This is a genomic window from uncultured Campylobacter sp. (genome assembly GCF_938045535.1).
In the GTDB taxonomy this organism is placed as follows: Bacteria; Campylobacterota; Campylobacteria; order Campylobacterales; family Campylobacteraceae; genus Campylobacter_B.
The window spans coordinates 1-4,780 of sequence record NZ_CALIMQ010000122.1; the positions used below are offsets into that span (position 1 = coordinate 1).

Annotated in this window: 5 protein-coding genes; all 5 read left to right on the forward strand. The window is 51.8% G+C overall.

Translation table 11 applies throughout. The features are described from left to right. Positions 1-255: hypothetical protein (locus tag Q0095_RS03810; RefSeq protein WP_297881505.1), on the forward strand; the 255-nt coding region annotated here is incomplete at its 5' end. Then, positions 248-1,372 carry a hypothetical protein gene (locus tag Q0095_RS03815; RefSeq protein WP_297881507.1) on the forward strand — a complete coding sequence of 375 codons (1,125 nt, stop codon included), beginning with the start codon at positions 248-250 and terminating at the stop codon, positions 1,370-1,372. The genes Q0095_RS03810 and Q0095_RS03815, both read left to right, overlap by 8 nt. Beyond that, complete coding sequence (locus tag Q0095_RS03820; protein ID WP_297881509.1) at positions 1,359-1,904, forward strand: thioesterase family protein; 546 nt, start codon at positions 1,359-1,361, stop codon at positions 1,902-1,904. The genes Q0095_RS03815 and Q0095_RS03820 overlap by 14 nt, the downstream gene beginning before the upstream one ends. 33 nt (positions 1,905-1,937) lie before the next feature. Beyond that, complete coding sequence (locus Q0095_RS03825) at positions 1,938-2,465, forward strand: outer membrane lipoprotein carrier protein LolA (RefSeq protein WP_297881511.1); 528 nt, start codon at positions 1,938-1,940, stop codon at positions 2,463-2,465. After that, positions 2,458-4,593: a hypothetical protein gene (locus Q0095_RS03830; RefSeq protein ID WP_297881513.1), complete on the forward strand. Its 2,136-nt coding sequence runs from the start codon at positions 2,458-2,460 to the stop codon at positions 4,591-4,593. Before Q0095_RS03825 ends, Q0095_RS03830 begins: the two co-directional genes overlap by 8 nt. The last annotated feature ends 187 nt before the right edge of the window (positions 4,594-4,780 follow it).

Consider the following 4,780-nt stretch of genomic DNA (forward strand, 5'->3'; position numbering starts at 1 on the left):
CAGGATGTTTCGCAGCGGCGCGCAGACAAAATTTTGCAAGGGCTAGCTGGACAAAACCTTTGCAGCGGCGCGCGGCGCGATAGTTGCAAAGGTGCGAAAGAGGAGATGGACGGCGGCGCAAACGAAAAAGCTGGTACCGAAAAATGCGGCGACAAAGCCGCAGCGCAAAGCCCGCAGGCGAAAAATTCAGCGCAAAGTTCGCTCGTAAAAGCCTCGCCGCAACATGCCGCCGCAAAGGACGGGCGCGATGGCTAGGCACTGGAGCGAAAACAACGAAAAGGCGGGCGCTACGCTTTTAAATTTAGCCCGCTTCGTAACGCTTCACACGCCTGATTTTTGCATGCGAGGCACCGCGCTTTGTATCTCGGCGATCTATTTTGCGCTGCTTAAAAACGAACGGCGCGCGATTAGGGAGTTTTTGCGGCGCGCGCTTGATCGCGAGCCAAAAGTGCGCGAAATTTACGCAAATTTTTATAAATTTTCCCTCAGTCTGTGCGAAAAAATCGCAGTTTGGAACGGCAAGATCGCGCTGGATCAAATTCGCGTGCAAAGCGGTATGAAAGAGCTTTTAAGCGACGGAACGGGCAAAATTTTAATCACTTCGCACTTCGGCAACACCGAGATCGCGCGCGCCCTTTCGGCAAGCACGGCGGGGATAAAAATCAACGTGCTGATCTTTCGCAAACACAGCGAAAATTTTATGAAATTTATCGAAAAAATGGGCGGCGGCGTGAAAATTCTTTACGTCGGCGAGCTCGGCATCGGCGAGATGCTGCAAATCAAAGAGCTGCTGCAAAACGGCGAGCACATCGCGATAATGGGCGATCGCATGCCGGTGGGCTCAGATAAATTTCAAAGCGAGGATTTTTTAGGACGCAGCGCGAACTTCCCGATCGGCGGCTATCTGCTCGCCAAAATTTTGGACGCGCCGCTATTTAGCCTATGGTGCTACGAGGGGCGCAGCGGCCACGAGCTTCGGCTACAACCGCTGCCTGCGCCGCTAAAGAACCGCGATAAGGCGCGATCGGTCGCGCTAGCGCTTAAATGCTACGTGCGGCAGCTAGAGCTTTATGCCAAAGAATTTCCTTCTCAGTGGTATAATTTCTTTGATTTTTGGGCGCAAGGGAAAAATGCGAGCGCTGCGAAGCGCGACGGCGCGCAAAATTTCGACGAGACGAGCACGGATACTGCGTCAAATTTAAATGGCGCAGCGGATTTAAACGATACGGCAAGTTTGAATGCCGCATCAAATTTAAAAAATGCGGCGGACTCGGATACTGCGCTAAATTTAGATAATTCAAATTTAGCCGCCGCAAAATCCGCCGCGCAAGACAAAAAATTTCATAGCGGAGAGAAAAATGAGAGAGTATAAATTTCGCGCCAGATTTTACGACGCCGATCCGATGGGCGTGATGTGGCACGGCAATTACGTAAAGCTCTGCGAGGACGCTAGATGCGAGTTTTGGCGCGACGCGGGCTACACATATATGCAGATGAGAGATGATGGATTTATATATCCTATTATCAAAATGGAATTTAAATTTATCGCGCCGATACTTTTTGACGACGAGGTTGCGGTGAGCATCGAGCTGCTCGAGTGCGACACGATCATAAAATTCTCCTACCGCATCAAAAGCCTATCGGGCGCACTCTTAGCTAAGGCAACCACGTCGCAAGCTGCGGTGGAGCTTGATTCCAAAAGGACGCTGTATGAGATACCGCCGCAGTTAAGGGCGTGCGCGGATAAAATTTTAGCAAAGAAAAATCCCGCGAGTAAAATTTCGGCGGCAGATAAAATTTCGACAGTGAATGAAATTTCATCGGCGAACAAAGCCGCGTTCGAGCAAGACCGCTCTCAAAATGACGCGGCGAATGAAATTTTAGCTAACGATAACGAGCAGTGAAATTTTAGCGAGCATAAAATTTAAAGGACTACGATGAAAATTTTAGCTTTATTTTTGGCGATTTTGGGACTTGCGAGCGCGCTTGAAGTAAGCGATCTGGCGCTTAAGACCGATAATATCGGCGGCAAATTTAGCGAAACGCTCAGTATCGAGGGCTTTGCCGAGCCCGTGCGAAGTAGCGGCGAGTTTAGGATTAAGGGCGGTGAGCTGTTTTGGACGACGCTAAAGCCGGTGCGAAGCGAGCTAAAAATCGGCGCAGACGGCGTTTTTGAGCGTAGCGGCGCGGCATGGATCAAAAGCGCCGATTCGCTTTTTGATAAGGACACCTTTTTGGCGATCTCGCGCCTGGACGTAGCGCGGCTTAGCAAAAATTTCTCGATCGCGCTAAGCGGCAGCAAAGATGCGTGGCGCGCCGAACTAAGCCCCAAAGGGATGCTGCAAAATATCTTTAAAAATATCGTGATCGAGGGCGGCGCCTACGTCAGGGTGCTGCGAATTAACAGCGCTAACGGCGACGTGAGCGAAAACGTATTTTCGGGCGTCGTGAGCTTAGATGAGTAAGAGCGCGATCCTAACGGTATTCGGCGCGGTTTTCATCGCGCTTTGCGCCTTTATAGCGTTAAATTTAAACCGCGTAAATTCCGATTTTTACGAGCTGAGCGGCATCGAAATTTCGGGCGAGCAGAAACAGAGCGTCGAGGATTTCAACCGCGAGATTGCGCGGCAAATCATCGTCGCAAGCGCAGAGAGAGCGAACTTTGACACGTTCATCGCAGATATGCAAAAAAGCGGGCTTTTTGAGAGCATAATTTACGAGGTAAAGGACGCGAGCGTGTATCAGAGCGAGCTTGCGCGCTTTGCGCCCGCGATGCTCGATGATGCTAGCGTGGAGCTTTTAAAAAGCGATCCACAGGCCTTTTTTGAGCGCAGCGCGCGTGAGCTTTATTCAAAATTTCGTCCGCTTAGCCTCTCGCAGGATTTTTTCTCGCTTAGCCTTCATTCGCGCCTCGGCGCTCGCGGCGCAATCAAGCTCGATCCTACGCAGAACCGCTTTATTGCGATCATTAACGGCGCGCCGCACTACCTCGCTACTGCTAAGCTCGCTCCAAAAGCAAATGACGACGCGCTTAGCGCGCTGGTGCGCGAGGCGCAAAAGAGCGAAATTTTAATCTCCGGCACCGCCCTTTTTAGCGCTTTGGGCAAAAGCGCGGGCGTGCGTGAAAGCTCCGTCGCGGGCGCCGTTTCGCTTAGCCTGTGTGCGGCGCTGCTGCTGGCGGCATTTTCGCGCGCACGGATCTTCTGCCTGCTGCTGCCCGCGCTTTTCGGGCTTGCCTGCGGCGTAGCGGCTACGATGGCGATCCGCGGCTCGATCCACATCCTAAGCGCCGTGGTTTCGACGAGCCTAATCGGGCTGATGCTGGATTACGCGGTGCACTGGCTCGGCGCAAACATCTCGCGCGAGATCAAAGCTCGCTCGATAAAAAGCATGCGAAACATCCTGCTTCTAGGGTTTTTCATCACCGCGGGAGGCTACTTCGTATTTTTATTCAGCCCGTTTTTTCTGCTCAAAGAGATCGCGATCTTTGCGATAGCCGCACTTGCGGGGGCATTTTGCTTTAGCTACTTCGCCCTGCCGCTGCTTCTTGAAGGAGCGGAATTTCGCCCCGCCCCGCTCTTTGCAAAAGCTCTTGAGCTCTACGCAAAGGCGCTTTGCAAGATAAACCTAAGCTTCAAAGCGCTCATTCTCGTTTGCGCGGCGCTGCTTGCATTTTTGTATTTTAAAATGGAGCTTAAGGACGACGTCAGCGAATACGCGAGCTTGGATAAAAACCTGATCGCGATGAGCGCCAAGCTCGTAAGCATCGGAGGCTCCAGCTTCGATCTGATCGTGGGCAACGATGCAAGCGTGGTAGCCAAAGAGGCCGTGGCGCGCGGTCTTGCAGACTCATACACCGGCGCGCCGATTTTGGATCCCGCTACGCAGAGCTTTATCAAACAGGCCTTTGCAAACTACGATAGAAGCGCATTTTTACGTCTCGGGCTTAGCCGAGAGCTCGTGGACGCAAACTTTGCCAAGATCGCAGATGCGCCTATTTTAAGCTACGAGCAAGCTAGAAGCTCCGTTCTTTTTGCCGCGATGCCGAGCATCGATCCGCATATCGCTTTTTTGCGCGGCGTGCGCGATAAAGCAGCCGTAAGCGAGCTTGCCGCGCAGATGGGCGCGCTGCATCTAAATATGCGAAGCGCCATAAGCGAAGCGTTTTCACAGATCAAAATCAACGCCTTGTATCTAAAATGTGCCGCATACGCGCTCGCGCTCGCGCTGCTGTGGGCGTTTTTCGGCGCGCGGACGGCATGGCTGATCGTCATCTGCGTTTTTGCGACAAATTTAGCCGTGCTTGCCCTGCTTAGCGCATTTGGCGTGAGCGTGAATATATTTGCGATCTTTGCGCTGATCCTATCAGGCGCCGTGGGGATCGACTATATGATCTTTGCAAACAACGATAAGATGGCGCTTAGCGATAAAATTTTCGGCATTACGCTCGCGTCTTTAACCAGCATAATCTCTTTTTTTACGCTCGCTTTCAGCTCCACTAAAGCCGTGGCGCTGTTTGGGCTCTGCGTTAGCCTCAACATCGCGCTAGCAGCGATCTTGGCGCAAGTTTTGGCGGCGAGCAAGAAAAGCTAATCAAGCGGTAGCCAAAGAGCTAAAAGCACTGAATAGACGCTCTTTACCCGCTTGCAGATAAAATTTTATGAAAAAGTGTGCCGTAAATTTACGTAGCCGCGACGAATGAAAATTTAGTCTAATGCGCCGCGAGATAAAATTTAGCCTGCATGTGCAAGATAAAATTTAACCGACTAGAGCGCAAGAT